The sequence below is a fragment of the Chryseobacterium shigense genome (genome assembly GCF_014207845.1).
Lineage (GTDB): Bacteria > Bacteroidota > Bacteroidia > Flavobacteriales > Weeksellaceae > Chryseobacterium > Chryseobacterium shigense_A.
Window position 1 is genome coordinate 1 of record NZ_JACHLC010000011.1, and the last position, 14839, is coordinate 14839.

15 protein-coding genes are annotated in these 14839 nt (G+C 34.2%); 5 read left to right on the forward strand and 10 right to left on the reverse strand.

The window, feature by feature from the left end; all coding sequences use genetic code 11:
* The first annotated feature begins 1041 nt into the window (after positions 1-1041).
* The 4 genes from HNP36_RS19105 (at position 1042) to HNP36_RS19120 (ending at position 4991) form a co-directional block, all read left to right on the forward strand.
* On the forward strand, positions 1042-1449 hold the full coding sequence (locus HNP36_RS19105) for a plasmid mobilization protein (RefSeq protein ID WP_184167783.1): 408 nt from the start codon (positions 1042-1044) through the stop codon (positions 1447-1449).
* Positions 1443-2210, forward strand: coding sequence for a relaxase/mobilization nuclease domain-containing protein (locus HNP36_RS19110; protein ID WP_184167780.1), 768 nt, complete (start codon positions 1443-1445; stop codon positions 2208-2210). The genes HNP36_RS19105 and HNP36_RS19110 overlap by 7 nt, the downstream gene beginning before the upstream one ends.
* Positions 2211-2239: 29 nt before the next feature.
* Positions 2240-2806, forward strand: a complete 567-nt coding sequence (locus tag HNP36_RS19115) for a hypothetical protein (RefSeq protein WP_184167777.1) — start codon at positions 2240-2242, stop codon at positions 2804-2806.
* 367 nt (positions 2807-3173) lie between these two features.
* Entirely contained in the window at positions 3174-4991 is a 1818-nt protein-coding gene (locus HNP36_RS19120) for a type IV secretory system conjugative DNA transfer family protein (protein WP_184167774.1), read from the forward strand.
* Here the strand turns inward: HNP36_RS19120 and HNP36_RS19125 are convergent.
* The 7 genes from HNP36_RS19125 to HNP36_RS19155 are packed head-to-tail and all read right to left on the reverse strand — an operon-like array spanning position 4988 to position 11833.
* Positions 4988-5182, reverse strand: a complete 195-nt coding sequence (locus HNP36_RS19125; RefSeq protein WP_184167771.1) for a hypothetical protein — start codon at positions 5180-5182, stop codon at positions 4988-4990. The two genes, HNP36_RS19120 and HNP36_RS19125, sit on opposite strands and share 4 nt — an antisense overlap.
* A complete protein-coding gene (locus HNP36_RS19130) occupies positions 5182-5538 on the reverse strand; it encodes a hypothetical protein (RefSeq protein WP_184167768.1) in 357 nt (118 codons plus the stop codon). The genes HNP36_RS19125 and HNP36_RS19130 overlap by 1 nt, the downstream gene beginning before the upstream one ends.
* Positions 5535-6302, reverse strand: a complete 768-nt coding sequence (locus HNP36_RS19135; RefSeq protein WP_184167764.1) for a DUF2314 domain-containing protein — start codon at positions 6300-6302, stop codon at positions 5535-5537. The genes HNP36_RS19130 and HNP36_RS19135 overlap by 4 nt, the downstream gene beginning before the upstream one ends.
* A complete protein-coding gene (locus HNP36_RS19140) occupies positions 6302-7279 on the reverse strand; it encodes a hypothetical protein (protein ID WP_184167761.1) in 978 nt (325 codons plus the stop codon). Before HNP36_RS19140 ends, HNP36_RS19135 begins: the two co-directional genes overlap by 1 nt.
* Positions 7276-7884 (reverse strand): hypothetical protein, encoded by a 609-nt coding sequence (locus tag HNP36_RS19145; protein WP_184167758.1) that lies wholly within the window; start codon positions 7882-7884, stop codon positions 7276-7278. The genes HNP36_RS19140 and HNP36_RS19145 overlap by 4 nt, the downstream gene beginning before the upstream one ends.
* Positions 7885-7902: 18 nt before the next feature.
* On the reverse strand, positions 7903-8502 hold the full coding sequence (locus tag HNP36_RS19150; RefSeq protein WP_184167755.1) for a hypothetical protein: 600 nt from the start codon (positions 8500-8502) through the stop codon (positions 7903-7905).
* Positions 8483-11833 carry a DUF6443 domain-containing protein gene (locus tag HNP36_RS19155; RefSeq protein ID WP_184167752.1) on the reverse strand — a complete coding sequence of 1117 codons (3351 nt, stop codon included), beginning with the start codon at positions 11831-11833 and terminating at the stop codon, positions 8483-8485. The genes HNP36_RS19150 and HNP36_RS19155 overlap by 20 nt, the downstream gene beginning before the upstream one ends.
* A 917-nt stretch (positions 11834-12750) precedes the next feature.
* Between HNP36_RS19155 and HNP36_RS19160 the strand changes: the two genes are divergently transcribed.
* Entirely contained in the window at positions 12751-12888 is a 138-nt protein-coding gene (locus HNP36_RS19160; RefSeq protein WP_184429301.1) for a hypothetical protein, read from the forward strand.
* Between the two features lie 42 nt (positions 12889-12930).
* Here the strand turns inward: HNP36_RS19160 and HNP36_RS19165 are convergent, their stop codons facing one another.
* From HNP36_RS19165 to HNP36_RS19175, 3 genes are all read right to left on the reverse strand, one after another.
* On the reverse strand, positions 12931-13161 hold the full coding sequence (locus tag HNP36_RS19165; protein WP_184167747.1) for a hypothetical protein: 231 nt from the start codon (positions 13159-13161) through the stop codon (positions 12931-12933).
* Between the two features lie 44 nt (positions 13162-13205).
* The gene (locus HNP36_RS19170) at positions 13206-13790 is read right to left on the reverse strand and encodes a ParA family protein (RefSeq protein ID WP_184167745.1); all 585 of its coding nucleotides are present in this window, start codon (positions 13788-13790) and stop codon (positions 13206-13208) included.
* Between the two features lie 40 nt (positions 13791-13830).
* A partial coding sequence (locus tag HNP36_RS19175; RefSeq protein WP_228456447.1) for a replication initiation protein occupies positions 13831-14839 on the reverse strand: 1009 nt, incomplete at its 5' end.

Consider the following 14839-nt stretch of genomic DNA (forward strand, 5'->3'; position numbering starts at 1 on the left):
AATCAATTAATTCCATGAATTTAATTTTTGAAAAACAAAGATAAAAATAAAAACGACATATAAAAACATCTGTCATATATAAATAGCGTAACAAACTTATAAAAGGTCGTTTTTAGCTTATAAAAGGTCGTTTTTAGCTTATAAAAGGTCGTTTTTAGCTTATAAAAGGTCGTTTTTAGCTTATAAAAGGTCGTTTTTAAAATTATAAACCACTGTAAATTAATAGGTTACAAAGCCTTAAAATACTAAAGTAAGAAAGTAATAAATATTTTAAAAAATACGTTTGTTCAAAAGGACTTTTAGGTTTTCTATTGGAGCGAAAATTTTTCCTGTCATTCTGTCATGTGCGGTGTGCAAGAAAAACAAAAAGAACGAAAACCAGTTTTTATAAGTCGGCTTGGGCGGGCGGTCTTATGCTTTGCATAATAATTTATGATAGATAAATTCTATTAAATGCGTGATCAATCGGTGAGCTGTCGTGCGGAGTGATCGGAGCGATACCGCTTCCGGAACAGGCTTTATTTTTTCTCTTCAGCTTTTCTGTTTTTACCCCTTGTTTTTTGCAGAATGTTTGGAGTGTTTTGTTTCGGTTCTGGGCGGTGCGCTGATCTGAAGTATTACTTTTTTAAGTAATCCGGTTTAGGGTAAAGCTGGGCGATCTTCCGGAATGTGGGGGAGCTGTACCTGTAAAAAATGTGGCTATGTTGCATGATAAATGAAAATTGCGTAAATTGGCGTTAAAAACTATGTATATAGTAAGGGCAAGTAGTACCTTTTGACGTCAAAAACCTACGCTATCGCTCCGATTTCCGCCACAAAAGGACAACTTGGTTTATTCCTATCGTCATAAACGGAAAGTGCGAACGCTTAAGGATTACAGTACACTTTTAACGGATAGACCTACATAGTTACATTTTATATAGTCGGAAAAAACAAAGGGGAAAAAATAAAAGCTCTCCAAAATGGAGAGCGTGGATTGATAAAGTATTCAAATCAGAAGAATAATTTGAGATACGTAAAAATAAAAAAAATAGCTGAATTATGGAAGACCAAAATCCGGAAGACTGGGAATCTCTATTTAAAGAAGAATTTGAGAAAACCGATAGACAAAACCAATATCGGGAAAGAGGAAAGCTCGGAGGTCGCCCGAAAATCAGCGAACCAAAAACCGAACGTCTTGCGCTTCGTTTTACTCCTTTGGAAATGAAAAGGCTGAAAGAAAGAGCGGATAAAAAAAAACTGAAGCTCACCGAATACAGCCGAATTATACTGCTTGAAAAAGAACTTCCGGACTATGAAAAAAACATCATGCTAACGGAGTATGCAACGAATTTCCGGAGAATCGGCAATTATATGAAGAAAGAAATGTTTACCGAAAAAGAACGAGCAGATCTGCTCAAGGAAATTGAGGACACTATAAAAGGGATTAAAACACAGATCAAATGGTAATATCTGCATCAACAAGAAATGTAAGTTCTGCATCCATCCAGTACCAACAGAGCGACAAGGAGCAGAGCGTGGAAGTGTGCCGTAACGGACTATCCGGAGAGAAGCCGAAAGAGCTGTTTGAAGAATTTAAACAGGTTGCCGATCTGAACACCCGAACGGAGAAAAAATATGTTACGGCTGTGATCTCTCCCCCAAAGGAATACAGTAAGGATTTAAGCCTTAATGATTGGGCGAAACTGGCAGAGGACTATTTAAAGCGTGAGGGCATAGAAAAGAATAATCAATATTTAGTGCATCTGCATCAATCTACGGACGATAAACACCTGCATATTATAGCGAACAGGATCGATTTTCATGGTAAAAATCAGGTTACGAGCCATAATATAGGAGAAAGGGCAACCGGACACGCTGAAGTATTATCGAAAGAGCGGAACTGGAAGACTGCACAAGAGATCACCGGAGAGAAGAAAGCGGAAATTAAAAACGTGCTTCTTCAGGAAAAAGGACAGAGTAAAAGCCTGAGCGATTTAGTAAACCGCATGGATAAGCGAGGTTATATTATGCAGATCAGCGAGAACTCGAAAGGCTTAAACGGTGCAAGGATCATCCCGAAAGCCGATATCAATATGAATCCTTCCGTTTTGGAAAAAGTAACGAAACAGGGCTTTAAATTAAGCGATATCGACCCGAAATTAAAGATTAAGGAAATCGCCTTAGACCTTGCAAAAAGCATCGGAAAAGACAGAGGAATGTCGATGTAAAACCAAAAAATAGTAAAAATTATACAATTATGGAAGAACAGAACAATCAAAACCCAAGTTCCGGACGGCTTAACCCAGTGGAACTACTGGAACAGCTCAAAACGACAACGGAAGCCCTGCACAGGGAATCCAACAACTTAAACTCCGGAGTTTCCGGAATGGATAAAAAGCTGAAGGAAAGCAGAGAGCTGATCGATCACAGCCTGAAAGAACTCAGGGAGAGCGTTATGGATATCAGGGTTAATATTTCCCCTGAAGATATCCGGAAGCTCGAAACCTACAAAGACTATTTTAAGCATTATAAACCTGTGCTGTATATTTCCCTGTTTGTCATGCTGTCAGGTTGGGGCTTGGCTCTATTTGGCGGTTATTCCGGAATCAAATATTATAAAGAAAGTGTGCGCACAAAACAGGAGATCAGGGGCGAAGTCCTTCAGGAAATTAACCAAGACGGAAATGTTATCGTATCTAAGGAGCAATGGGAAAATTATAAGTTTCAGAATGAAGTGCTGAAAGAATGGAAGAAAACCAACCCTGAAGACAGCAAATCTCTTATGGATTATGGTAACGGATATAAAGCAAAACAAAGGAAATGATGTTTTTTCCGACTATTAAAGGGATTTAAGGCGGTGAGACTTGGATAAAAATTTTTATCCTGGTCAATCTCCGGAGTAGAGAAAGGAGAAGCCAGTACGGAAGCAGAATTTTAGTTAATTGCGCATAAATCGGCTACGCCTACTCATGTATGTTGAGGAGAATTATAAATTCTCTCAACATACATTCGGGAGAAATTTGTGTTTTTAGACAGTTCAAAAGGCTGTCTATTTTTATATTTGTATGAAAGAGGGAAAACTCAATTTCTTACAAACCCTCAAATTAAAAAATTATTGAATATTCATAAGGTTTTTAGCGTTGAGTTTATAAAAATGGGATAATGTAAGAAATGCTAATAAAATTAGAAATATGAACGGATTAGGATTGCAACAGCTTTTTAAAGCGATACTTTTTATTATATGTATAGCACTTATAAGCATGAATATTATGTTTGTAACTGCACCCATTGCAAAATACATCGTTCCGGAGAAAGCTCTCAATTCTCCGCTCGGACTGTTTATGAGAGCGCCTTTGTATATTTCGCTCGGTTTTTCCTTATTTGCCCTCTCATTCTGGCATATTGCCTATAAGCTCGGAAAGTTTCAGAACTTTACCACAGGACTAATGTATGTAGGGATTTTTACCGGAGTATTCGTATTTGTGGCAGGATTTACCGCAGAAAAATTAAAACCTATGTTCGGAAATTTTGCCCTGCTCCTGTTTTTAGTTCCTATCCTCGTCTCTGGGTTCTACCTTGTGCGAGACTTCCGGAAACCGAAGCAGAAAAAAGCTGAAGAGCAGAAATTTTCAGATAAAAAGAATGATGAAAGCCTGAATTTCAATACAAAATCCGGAATTATCCAGTTAGCCAATCCGTACAGGGGTATTTATATTCAGGGCGGTGCAGGATCAGGAAAAAGCGGTAGCATTTTTGAACCGATCATTAAACAGGTTGCAGAACAGGGCTACACCGGAATACTGTATGATTTTAAAAGTCCGGAGCTTACGGATAAAGTAAGGGGAAGCTATTACGGAAAGGCAGTAGCGTTCCGAAACGTAGATTTTAAGAATCCGCACCAAAGCGACAGGATTAACCCGATAGCACCGCATTATTTAACAAAAAGCGTGATTGCTATTGAGTATTCTCAGGCACTTGTCAACAATCTCATTCCGGAAAGCATCAAGAAGTCTGATTTTTGGAGCAACAATACAAAAATGATAATTGCAGGGGTAATCTGGTGGCTGAGAGAGGAACATCCGGAATACTGCACGATCCCCCATGCGATCAGTTTACTGCTTCATACCAATATAAAATCGTTACTGGAGAAGATCTCGCAGAACTATGAAGCCGGAGGAATGGTTGCATCACTCAGGCAGTCGGTAGAAAATGAAGCGCAGAACCAAGTAGCCGGAATCCTTTCAACCATTCAGACCGCAGTCGCACAGCTCAATACGAAAGATGTGTTTTGGATATTATCAAAAAATGATGTCGATTTAAACCTGAATAACCCCGAAAAACCGACTTTTTTATGCTTAGGTAACGACAGCACTCTGCCACAGGTTTACGCCCCTATAATATCGCTTATTATCAGCGTAGGAATGCGACAGATGAATAAACCGAGACAGCAAAAAAGTGTTGTTCTGCTCGATGAAGCTCCCACGATCTACATTCCGAATATTGAACAGATACCGGCAACAGCCAGAAGCAATAAAATTGCGACTATTTTCGGGGTTCAGGACTTCAGCCAGTTGGTAGATAATTACGGAGAAGATAAAGCTCAGATCATTATTTCCAATTTAGGAAACCAGTTTTTCGGAAGAGTAACCAACGGCAGAACCGCAGAAATGGTCAAGACTTTATTTTCAAAAGAAGACCGAACCTACATCAATAAAAACACCGGAACAGGAACAAGCGGACAGCTCATTCACACCCAGAGCAACCAAAGCTCCGGCAGGAGTGAGAGCATTCAGGAACGTGACAGGGTAAAAGTCAGCGATCTGATTAACCTGAACACTGGAGAGTTTTACGGCATCATTGCTGAAGGACAGCCTAAAGAGTTTTTAAAAACGCAGTTTTTAGAAGATCATGCAGAGAGCAGAGAGAATGACAAACGCCCTGTAACCGATAAGGAAATGCAGGAAAATTATTTTAGGATCATCGAGGAAGCCAAAGCAATTGTAAGCTAAAATTTGTCGATAATACTGCACGAATCACCATCATAAAAAATCCACTGCTGACCGTTATCATCGGTAAAATGAACTTCTTTATTATCCGGATAATAAAGCCCTACGAATCTTTCGCCTATCTGAATTGTAGAGCCTTGTTGTAATTCCTGTTCAATTTTTAGGACTTCAAAAATAACATGATACTCAGTCATTATACACTTAATAAATTTTCATCGAACCAAATATCTTCATAACCTTTGCTATCTATCAAAAAACGATTTCCTGCCGGAAGTCCTAAATATGGTATAACAAAAGAAGCAATGTCTAATAAATGATATGCGTGTAACGGTTGGAAAAAATTAACTTCATCAGGGTTAAAATCTTCTCCTGACCATATATACCAACCATTTAAAGTTTTTGTTCGAGAGTGTCTTAATCCATTTATTTGAATATTGGGATTAAAATTTTTACCCAATGCAATTAGTGTATCTAATTCAACCAAATCTGAAATTTGAGAATATTTCATGCAAATCTTTAGTTGTTTTTCTAAATAATATTTATTCATCATTCAACAAGATTTAATACTTTCCACTCTCCCTCATTAGATCGCCATACCCATAATTTATTGAATGTGAAATTTCCGTTTTGATAGATAACTTTTTCTTCAATTAATCGCTGATCCTGTTTTTCTTCTAAAAGAGTAAAACACCTTTCTATATTTTCGAAATTTGGAAATTCGTTTGATTGCAAAGTTTCAACCAAAGATGATTTTAACGCTTCTTTTATTTTATTTTTAATCTCTTCGGTAATGATTGCACCTCTTTCCTCCAGTAAATTTTTTGCTTCCATTTCAAAATCTTTACAAGAAATTACCCCTTGTAAATTTTCATCAGAGTAGAAGTTTTCAATTTTAATAATTACACCCTCCGGAGTTGATGAATCAGGCTTGAAAAAATCATTTCCATCGTCAATTTTTACTCCAAAATCAATATCAAAGTTTAGTTTTGCTTCATCATCAAGAGTATTTCTATAGTGCCTTATAGTATAACCGCCAATCAATCTTCCGTCTTCAATAATCATCCAGTCTATGACATTATCAATCATTATCTTTTGTGAAATACCGTTTTCAGCCAAGTTACCTAAGTAATAATTCCCTTCAATTTTTACATTTTCCAACCATACATAAACATCTTCATTATTTTTAAATTTAACAGAATTATATCCTGAAACCTCAGTTATAATAAGGTCGTTAAAATACCATAAAGTATTTTTTGCCTTATATAAATTGTATTGATAAATATTATCTTCTTCGATTTTTGCACTATTATTCATTACAAAATATCTTTTATCCAGTGTGCAGATTTTAAAAATCGTTTTGCTGTATCGTCACCCCATTGCGCCCCATAATCAAATTCATAAATTCTACAGTTTTCATTTTTCAAAACGGCATGTACAATTTCTAAAAACATTTTTTTATCAATAATTGCGGATAGTTCTTGAAATTTATTATTCCAACTGGAGGTAGGATTAGCACCTCTGGCTGTATCGAAAAAACTAATTAACTGAATTTTTATCTCAAAATCATTCCAATTATCTTTAAATAAATCCAAATTCAAAATATCATTAATAATCTTATAGCAACCTTGTTTATTTTCTACTTGAAAGTTTTTCAAATAGCCAATTAATTCGGAATCTGTTTCTGATACTAATTTTAAAATCTTTTTAAAACAAATAATATCATGATGATAGGTTTTCTGATATATAATATGCAGTATGTTTTTCAAAGTTTCAAACTTAACTTTGGAAGTAGCCTGTTTGAAAATACCACGAACATTTTCTATTTTCAGTATATCTTCTAAAAAATTGCTGTTAGGAGAAACAAAATAGTTATCCTTGAGATAAATGGTAACATTGAAAAAATCCTCTGGTGAATAAACTAATTTCTTATCATTAACAAGTTTAGGTATCAAGTTCTCTCTAAGCAAAGCTCCTAACCTTGCTACATATAGCGATCTTAAAAAAGCACCATTGAATTCATTATTGTAATTCAATAATTTTGGAAGAATATATTTATAACTTTTCCTTTCGATTTCTGATGAAACAAGCTCGTTAAATTTGGCTTCTAATTCTTTTTCAGTTATTAATTGCTCTTCATGGCTACTCGTTGCTTCTTCATGTTTCAATAGTAATAAATCAAACCAAAATTGTATATTAATAAAATCACTTTCAGAAATATTTAGTCCTTTGGCTAAAATTTTTGATTTCGCCAGTTCATCATTTTTAAAAGTCAAATATGGATTATTGGTCATAGTTTTTTCGCATTTTTTGGGACTTTACCTGCTAAAAATTCTTTTCTCTGTATTTCATCGCCTAAATCCATTTTAAAATTCGTCCATCCACCAAAAAAGTTTTTAACTGCCATATTCCATTCTCCTGTAACGTTGTCTGAAAATTGCCAAAGAATATGATAACCATCCTCATTTGAAAATCCTTCATTATCTGCCTGAAAAATCCCATCAACTTTACTCCAAATAACAGATTTGATAGTTTCAATAATAGAAAAATTTTCTTCTTTCATTGATGCATTAAGAAGTTGAAAGGCATAAATAACTTTTACTTTATCTAAATATTTGTATAGCCATTTAGAAGCGGAAACTGGCTTATATTCTAAAATATCTTCTTTAAATTCTTCAATCTCTTCTTTGCCAACCCCTTCATTAGTTGTGTTACGCTCAATTTGCATTAGATACTCATCATTCAAATTCGATACGTCAATAACAGTCCAATTATTTGGATTTTCATTTTTTTCAAGATTAAATTTAGCGGTTAAGCCGTTATCTTTTAATACACTAATAATTTCATCAAGATGAATCTTGTAGTCTGAAGTACCTAATATTCTAATATAATATGGCATTAGTCCTTTAAATATATTCTAAATTTCTCTTAACAGATGAAGCATAAGATATTTTATATTATTCTTATTTTTGATTTGATTAGTGTCAAAATCATTTATAATTTCAACATTTTTAATTAAACTATAACTTAAATCATCTCCTAAAATATTTTCTAATACTATATCTGCAATTGTATACTTTTCATCATCTTTAAAAGTATCTATATTATCTGCTTTAATGACAATTCCGAACGAGCCATCATCCAGCCTTAATAAAACATATTCCCAATTATCAACATTGATTTCTCTATCAAAACCAATATGATTTTTAAGTGATAAGGAATAGTCCCATTTTTTCGGTGGTTTATAATAACAATATTCCCAATCTTTAAGTTTTGGTGCTGTTTTTATAATTTCTTTAGATACCGGTAATAATTCATTGTCTCCACCCGCAGAAATTATTAGCATATTCGGTTTTTCTATACCTTCTCGAATTTCCCAATTTAAATCAGCCAGAGATAATATTTTATCATTAAGCTCATCGATTAAGCCATTAGTAATTTTATCTGAAGATAATTCCAAATTATGGAATTCAAACCAATTCCAAAATTCTGATATATTATTGATGTTTTGGTCCATATTTATTTTCTAAATCTTTCATTCGTTCAGGGGTAACTTCATTCCTTTTATTGTCGAGATTTTCAACACCTCCTTCTTTATCTATTGCTTTTTGCTCTTTATAAGCACCTTCTCCTGGATTTTTAGGATCATATTTATCTATTACTTCTGTTTCTCCACCTCTGTCTCTGCCATCCTTTGCACCTCTTCCTCTTTCTGCCGGACTACTACGCTTAGTTCTACCTACATACGGTTTACCACTTTCTGTTTGTTCTCCGGGAACTCTATAAATTTTTCCTGTTTCATTAGTAGCACTTTCTGTAACACTTTCAGGTTTTATATTTTCTGCGGTTTTATCCATCGTTCTGGGAGCAGTAGACTCACTACTACCATCAAATAGAGAATCGAAAAAATTTCCAATTTTTTCCCAAAATCCTGGTGGAGAAGGTGGCATTGCTCTGCCTGTGATGACAACTTCTTCAATTGGAATAGGAGCCTCTCGAATCATCGTCTCTGCAATAGTAGGTCTTACAGAAGAATTAGACATTACTAAAAACTCAAATGGCACCAATTCAAGCCCTTCTAATTCTCTACCACGACCAATTTTATTTTCCTGAAATGCGAAAGGCGAATTGTAAGAATACTTTTCTGCTAACGGATCTATATTAAAGAACCTGCCCAGCTCCGGAATATTATTTCTCCATTTGAAAGAACCCCATCCTGTTTCCTTTTGCCTTTCCTGACCTTGAAAACCGTAAGTGTAGCTTTGTAACTGCGTAAAAGTTCCGTTATAACCCTGATATTCCAGCCCAAAAGGATAATAATTCGTTTCCCTGTCAATGGTAGCTGAGTTGTTTGAGTTGTAATAGGCTAATCTTACATTTCCCCAAATATCAGAATAATTGTAAACATATCTTTTCTTTTGATAGTCGTAATATCCTTCACTTGTTGGGAAAAATTGTAAACTGTTAAAATTCCCTTGTCCAAAATACTGAAAACCGTCAAGATAATCTGTGTCTTCATTAAGCATTAAACCACTTTTTGAAGCATAATAAGTGTACGCTTTCTTGAGCTTTACACCGTCTGCTCTATAAAAGAATTTGATATTATTGTTATTCTGAGAGAAAATAACATCTTTTGGCAGGTTCAGATAGTTGTAAGAAATGTTTGTTATTCCCTTATCAACGTGGTTTATCATATTTCCGTTAAGGTCATAAGCAATGGTATTACCTCCGTTTGGATAACCTAAATTATTACTACTGTTATCAGTGACATTAAGAAGTTGATTTCCTTTGTAAGAGCTGTAAACCAAATCATCAATCAACATTGCAGTATTGTTGTAAGACTGGTATCGTTTAAGAGTTTGGATATTCCCATTCTCATCATAAGTCAAAAATTCTCCGTAGCCATTGGTTACAGGAACTGTTGCAAAGGGTTCAAGATAGGAAGCATCTGTAAGCCTGTCTAACTTGTCATATTTATAACCGTATCTTTTTAAAACGCTTCCGTTAGCTGTTTTCCAGTCAAACTCTGAAATACTACCATTATATTTTGCTAGTGCAAAAGATGATGAAACAGGATTGTCATATTTTAATTCAAAACCGAATAACTTATTATTAAAACTGGCTGGGTTATTAGGGTTATTTATTGAAGTTAGCCAACCTCTTATATTGTAAGTATAATCAATTGATTGCAGAGGAGTTCCTGTTGTGTTTCCAGTCTTTTTATTAATCTGTTGCCCAAGATCATTATAGGTATTTTCAGCCAGTAATTCCTCCTGCAAATTATCAACCTGATGATATTGTTTTAAAACTCTGTTTTGATTGTCATAAACAAATCTTTCCTTTACTTTTACTTCAGTATCATTGGCTGTCTTTTTATGGTAGATGTAGCTTTCCTGAACTAATCCTGTAAAATCCAGTTTGAATTCTTTATTGGTATACCCCCCTAAATGATTCACAGTTTTTAAGGCTACAGGTTTTCCTCTTTTATTATAGTAAGTATATGTTTTAGTCCAATTATCATCATGAATATTTTTTACATAACTGGCTACCTGAAGACTTTTTGTTGAAGCATGATTATTTGCATCTAATGTCTGAGGAAGAGTATTCTGTCCTAAAATAGTCTGAGGAATTGCAGGAGCTTCTGTTGGGTAAGTATCATAATAATTTAAAGTAAGAATGGTCATGCTTCCGGTTGGAAAAGCATTCTTTGTATAGAAAACATTGATACCATTTAAATTAAACGGATCAGTTGCGCGTGTTTCGTTGTTACCTGCATTAGCCGTCATATTATTGAGGGCTGTCTGCATCTGTGATCTTGTGGCAGTATTGGCAAAGAACCCTGTATAAACAACTCGGTGAAATCCATCATATTTAGTAAAGATCCATCCCCTTTTTGTAAAGTTGTTATTTACAGTCCTTAAAACTGCATCCTGTGCTAATACTGGTCTGTCCTGTTTATCATATACTGTATATTGCCATCCTTTGCCCGGCAATTTTTTTTCGACTTCTCTATTCCAACCATCATACCTATATTGATAACATAAATCGTCCAAAATAGCCTGTGTAACAACATTTCCATTGTTTTTAATAAGTTTTACGGCTTTAGGGGGAATTACAAACGCTTTATGATTATATTCATTGTAAACATAATAAGTATCAATATTTTGTGTACCATCCGTATTACGAATGAGAAGTATTTGTCCCTGTCCATTTATGAACTTAATTACAGGGTTTCCGTCTTCATCGGTTACGGTTGTTTTATATAATTGAGATGCTTTATAGTGTCCGTTTTCAGAGTTGGGGTCTGTTGCAATGCTTATTACGGATGAAGTTGCTTCATTTACCCATGTCGTATTAGTTGTAAATTTTAAAACTTCTCCTGCGTTGTTTGCATCATACGTAATTTTTTCAGTATGACCTGAACTCATTTTCCATGAATCACCAGCCTGTGCAATTTGCAAAACTCGGTCTAAAGGTGAATTTTCAATTTCTTTTTCTGCATAAGCGTTTGAAACACCATAATAGGAATTTGCTGTACTTTCATTTGTTATACCTGAGTGTATGGCAGAATTTAGAGTGCTTATAGGAGTGGGTAAAATTTCTTTTGTTATTCTCCCGAATCCATCATAAATGATTGGAGTTACTAAGTCTTTTCCGGTGGTGGTTGCTTTAACATTTACAATCTGTTTAGGTCTACCTAAACCATCATAGTAAGTTACTGCCTCAGATTTTTTGGTGCAATCTTCATTTAAACAAGTAATAGATTGAATGTAGTTTTCGGTTGGGGTAAGCTGTGCAAAAAACTGGCTGTATACAAGGATCGCCAAGAATAATAAATTTTTTTTCATATTGTTTTTTTTGATGAGAACTATTTTTCAATAATGGGGGTAATTATAAATAAAAATATCTATTCCCGAAATAGGTAAAAACACGGTTTTTTTGAGTTATACATTTGCCTGTAAAGCTATACCGGAACAGCGACAGAACGTGTCGTATTTTAAAATTATTCATACTGGGTTAATTTGTAGGCACAAAAAAAGCGTGGAGCTATGTCTACTGCCTTAGAGGTACTGGCATACCCGAACACAAATAAACAAGCCCACGCCGGAGCGTGAGCATTGCATATTCTTGTGTTCTTTGAAAGTGCCAGTTTTCTAAGACAAGAAAGCAAATGCTTTAATTTTTACCGTAAATGTTATTGGTGCGAATTTAAGAAAGATAAATTAAATATCCCTCCAGTGAAATTTTTCAGCCGTCACTTCCTCAGACTTCTCGTTTTTTCAAAACGCTTGTCGTTCGTTGCTCCTTAGTTCAAAATTTCTCAGGCGAAAAAAATACACAAAAATGGGTCAAAAAAATGGTGACTTTTTTAATGTAACAGAAGTTTCTGAAAGGCGGTGATACCTTGCGGAACAGACGATACCTGCAAAATTTATCTTTATCTCACAACCATGCTCCGAATGCGTCACAACTTTATTAGAACCCATGTAATATACTTGCAAATCCTTTATTCATGGTGTTTATAGAGAATTGTAAAAATGTGTCCTTTCAGGAGAACTGGAGATTTTTTCTATTTGTCCTGAATAAATTAAGCAAAAAGGTAAAGGCTTTAATGTGATGTTATATTTGACGTCAGCCGTTTTCAGGGGTTAAAACCCTGAACAATGAAATTTTTTAAAAAAAGTTTCTTCCAAAAATGATTTTTGAGAAAAAACTAAATATTTATAATAAAGAAATGATTGATAAAATTTTAAACCAAAATAGTATGTTAGAAATTATCTTAGCGATCCTCATTGTAGGGATTTTAGTTCTATTCGGAATAGGACTGTTCAGAAAGAAAAAATTTAAAGGGTATCTTAAAATTTTTAATTTGTTTGAGGGAGGGTTTGAATCTGAAGATTAATTTTTTCGGGTTAAGGTGGGATTTTTCCCACCTTTCACCCTCTTATTTAAAATATTTTTCGTCAATAGCAGAGTTAATCAAATTTCTCACCGTTGTTTTTTGATCCAAAGCCATTTGCTTTAATTGTTGCAGTTTTGTTTCAGGAAGCGAAAGTAAAAAAGTTTTTTCGATTGGTTTTATTATACCGTTCTTATTTTCCTGTATTGGTGTTACTACCTTTTGAGAAAGGACTTTGCCTAATAAATTGCTTGTTGAATTATCTTTACTTTTCATATATTTATATGTTTATATACGCATATATGTATATGTTTATATGCTTATGCTAATACTGTTAAAATCTCATTTGTTAACGCTTCTATTTGTGATAGAGCTTTTTTATTATCTTCTACCCCATTATGCAGAGCTGAACGAGAGAAAGCAACCAAATCGGAAACCATTGTTTGAGCAACTTCAATATTGTATTCGCTTAACTGTGTTTTGATCTCATCTGTAAGTGTAGTATTGGGCTTAACCATATTGAAGACAATAAGTGCCTTTTTCTCTCCTTTAGATTGTTTTACGATCTCAATAGTCGATCTAATTGCAAGAACATCAAAAACCCCTGCTTTTGTAGGTATAATAATTACATTCGCAAGGTTGCACAGCTCAGGCAGTTTATTGGATAGATAGGGGGGGGTGTCAATAAATACAAAATCAAAATCAGAATTTTTCAGTTCCGGTAATTTGTCTGGAGGAAGAACCGGAACAGGAGAGAAATTTTTAAAATCAGATAAAGACCCCTGAACATCCATATCAACAATACAAACCTTTGCTTTGTCTTTGAGGTTTACAGCAAGGTTATAGGTAAGCGTTGATTTGCCAACACCTCCTTTTTGGTGTGTAGTAAGAATAAAATAAGGCATATATGTTTATATGTATATATATTTATATGCAAATATATAGTTAATTTTTTACTGGCAAAATTCCCTTTTTCTGATACACACCAACCAAATACCCGACAGAATTTTCAATCTTTAGTTTTCTCTGTCTGATCTTTTCGTTCAGTTCTGTAATTAAGATATCAAAATCCTTTTCTTTTTCTTTTCCGGCAATCAGCTCCGCCTGTTCTTGGCTCAATCCGTATGTGGTTAATTTTGATACAAATTTTTGAATATTTAAAGGTTTTTCAAAATCAATTTCGAGCTGTTTGAATTTTTGAGAATTTATATGCAGGGTAATCCAGTAAAACTCCCGACCTCTTTTTTTGAGTTCATAATCCAATTCAATATCTGTATTCTCAGAAATTTGTTTTCGGGCGATATCAAGAACTTTGATTTTAAAATCACTTATTCTTTCAAATTGTTCATTTCCCTTTTTGTCAATTAATCCAAGCATTTGTTTTAGTTCTTGAATCTCAAAACGCTTTGTTCCAACGCTCCGCCATTGCCGAGCAATAGCATATAATCTTTTAGCATATTTTGAAGAGCAGTTTAATACAGATTTTAACTGTAAGGCTGTAAAATTATTTTTCAGGTCAAAAAAGTAAGGTTTAGCACTTTCATTGATTTTTATATTAAAAGAACCTGTTCCCTTCATGTAATCGACATATTCAAATAACCAAAGCTGGCGGTATCTTTCAGGAGTTTCAATTTCAAATAATCTGCTACCTATTTCTGCTGTCGCATCTCTTAGCTGTTTATAGTTCCATTTGCGCCCCGTTATTTCCTCAATATCATGTGTATGAATGGTATACTCCAATTTATCTTTTTCAAGGCAGGAAAGCACCATAAAAAGGATATCAAGCATACAGGCAGAATAATCATATCTTCCGGATGTTATTACATTATGTTGATAAACGAGTTTATCTGAAGAATTAGAATCAATTAATTCCATGAATTTAATTTTTGAAAAACAAAGATAAAAATAAAAACGACATATAAAAACATCTGTCATATATAAATAGCGTAACAAA

What these genes read in the sequence shown, in the direction of transcription:
- HNP36_RS19105 (WP_184167783.1), top strand. Translation starts at nt 1,042, where the DNA reads ATGGAAGACCAAAATCCGGAAGACTGGGAATCTCTATTTAAAGAAGAA.
- HNP36_RS19110 (WP_184167780.1), top strand. Translation starts at nt 1,443, where the DNA reads ATGGTAATATCTGCATCAACAAGAAATGTAAGTTCTGCATCCATCCAG.
- HNP36_RS19115 (WP_184167777.1), top strand. Translation starts at nt 2,240, where the DNA reads ATGGAAGAACAGAACAATCAAAACCCAAGTTCCGGACGGCTTAACCCA.
- HNP36_RS19120 (WP_184167774.1), top strand. Translation starts at nt 3,174, where the DNA reads ATGAACGGATTAGGATTGCAACAGCTTTTTAAAGCGATACTTTTTATT.
- HNP36_RS19125 (WP_184167771.1), bottom strand. Translation starts at nt 5,182, where the DNA reads ATGACTGAGTATCATGTTATTTTTGAAGTCCTAAAAATTGAACAGGAA.
- HNP36_RS19130 (WP_184167768.1), bottom strand. Translation starts at nt 5,538, where the DNA reads ATGATGAATAAATATTATTTAGAAAAACAACTAAAGATTTGCATGAAA.
- HNP36_RS19135 (WP_184167764.1), bottom strand. Translation starts at nt 6,302, where the DNA reads ATGAATAATAGTGCAAAAATCGAAGAAGATAATATTTATCAATACAAT.
- HNP36_RS19140 (WP_184167761.1), bottom strand. Translation starts at nt 7,279, where the DNA reads ATGACCAATAATCCATATTTGACTTTTAAAAATGATGAACTGGCGAAA.
- HNP36_RS19145 (WP_184167758.1), bottom strand. Translation starts at nt 7,884, where the DNA reads ATGCCATATTATATTAGAATATTAGGTACTTCAGACTACAAGATTCAT.
- HNP36_RS19150 (WP_184167755.1), bottom strand. Translation starts at nt 8,502, where the DNA reads ATGGACCAAAACATCAATAATATATCAGAATTTTGGAATTGGTTTGAA.
- HNP36_RS19155 (WP_184167752.1), bottom strand. Translation starts at nt 11,833, where the DNA reads ATGAAAAAAAATTTATTATTCTTGGCGATCCTTGTATACAGCCAGTTT.
- HNP36_RS19160 (WP_184429301.1), top strand. Translation starts at nt 12,751, where the DNA reads ATGTTAGAAATTATCTTAGCGATCCTCATTGTAGGGATTTTAGTTCTA.
- HNP36_RS19165 (WP_184167747.1), bottom strand. Translation starts at nt 13,161, where the DNA reads ATGAAAAGTAAAGATAATTCAACAAGCAATTTATTAGGCAAAGTCCTT.
- HNP36_RS19170 (WP_184167745.1), bottom strand. Translation starts at nt 13,790, where the DNA reads ATGCCTTATTTTATTCTTACTACACACCAAAAAGGAGGTGTTGGCAAA.